Genomic DNA, 1,694 nt, shown 5'->3' with positions numbered 1-1,694 from the left:
GGGGATAAGTCAGTGAACGCATTGAATGCAGATTATCTGTTCGTCTTCATTTTGGCGGCTTTTCTTGGTTTTCAGCTGATCAAGAAGGTGTCGCCATTGCTGCACTCGCCGCTGATGTCGCTGACCAATGCGATTGCGGCGGTGGTGATTGTGGGGGCGATCACGATCACGGGTGAGGAAGGGGCGACGCCTCTTGCCAAGACCTTGGGCTTCATCGCGGTTTTTTGTGCGACGGTGAACCTGGTGAGCGGGTTCATGATCACCGATCGCATGCTCAAGATGTTCAAGCCGCGGGGGAAGTAACAGATGGACGCCTTCGTACCTTTCGCGGCGATTGCCGCATCGGCCCTGTTCATCCTGTCGCTGATGTGGATGAGCCATCCCTCGACGGCCCGGCGCGGCGTGCGCGCGGGCGAGATCGGCATGGTCATCGCCATCATCGGCGCGCTGGTCCAGCATGAGGTGGTCGACTACAACCTGATCATCATCGCGATGATCGCGGGCGCGGCCGCGGGTATCCCGATGGCGCTGCTGATGCCGATGACGGCGATCCCGCAGCGGACCGCCATCTCCCACGCCTTCGGCGCGCTTGCGGTCGGCCTCATTGGTGCTGCCGAATATTACAAGCATGCCCATGCCGAATATGCCGGCGGCTTCATCATGTGGGCGCTGATGTTCGAAATCCTGCTGGGCTTCCTGACCTGCACGGCCTCGATCATCGCCTTTGCCAAGCTTCAGGAACTGATGGGCAGCCGCCCGGTGTCCTTCCCGGGCCAGCGTATCGTCAATGGCGCGGTGGCGCTGGCGGCGGTGGTGATCGGCGTCACGCTGGCGCTTGATCCGACGCAGACCTGGTTGTTCCCCGTTTTCGCGGCGCTCGCCCTGCTCTTCGGCATCCTGCTGGTGATCCCGATCGGCGGCGCGGACATGCCGACGGTCATCGCGCTGCTCAACAGCTATGCCGGTCTTGCCGCTTCCGCCATGGGCTTTGCGCTGGGGAACAAGCTGCTGATCGTGGCAGGCGCGCTTGACGGCGCGTCGGGCTTCATCCTCGCGGTCATCATGTGCAAGGCGATGAACCGCAGCTTTGCCAACGTCATGTTCGGCGGGTTCGGCAATGTCGTGGCTGGCGCCGCTGGCGGCAAGGACGACCGCGTCGTCCGCTCCGCCTCGGCCGAGGAAGCCGCGATGCAGCTGGAAAATGCCGGCACCGTGGTGATCGTGCCTGGCTATGGCATGGCCGTCGCGCAGGCGCAGCACAAGGTCAGCGAGCTTTACCAGGCGCTCACCAAGAAGGGCGTGGACGTCAAGTTCGCGATCCACCCGGTGGCGGGCCGCATGCCCGGCCATATGAACGTGCTGCTGGCCGAAGCCAATGTGCCTTACGAGCAGTTGGTGGACCTGGACGACATCAACCCGGAACTGCCGCAGGCGGATGTTGCGGTGATCATCGGCGCGAACGACACGGTGAACCCCTCGGCACGCGACGATCCCCAGAGCGCGATCGCGGGCATGCCGATCATCGAGGCGGACAAGGCCAAGTCGGTGTTCGTCATCAAGCGTTCGATGAACGCAGGCTTTGCCGGGATCGACAACCCGATCTACTATAACAGCAACACCCAGATGCTGTTCGGCGATGCCAAGGACATGGTCGGCTCCATCGCCAAGGAACTGGCAGGCGGCGGAAGCGGCCT

At 62.9% G+C, this 1,694-nt stretch carries 2 protein-coding genes; both read left to right on the top strand.

The features are described 5' to 3' along the window. A partial coding sequence (locus SPHS8_RS20255) for an NAD(P) transhydrogenase subunit alpha (RefSeq protein ID WP_236575284.1) occupies window positions 1–303 on the top strand: 303 nt, incomplete at its 5' end. A 3-nt stretch (window positions 304–306) separates the two neighbouring features. After that, window positions 307–1,694: NAD(P)(+) transhydrogenase (Re/Si-specific) subunit beta (locus SPHS8_RS20250; protein ID WP_201516836.1), on the top strand; the 1,388-nt coding region annotated here is incomplete at its 3' end.

It is taken from the genome of Sphingobium sp. S6, assembly GCF_905120495.1.
Classification (GTDB): Bacteria; Pseudomonadota; Alphaproteobacteria; order Sphingomonadales; family Sphingomonadaceae; genus Sphingobium; species Sphingobium agri.
This window is presented reverse-complemented; position numbering and strand designations above follow the sequence as displayed.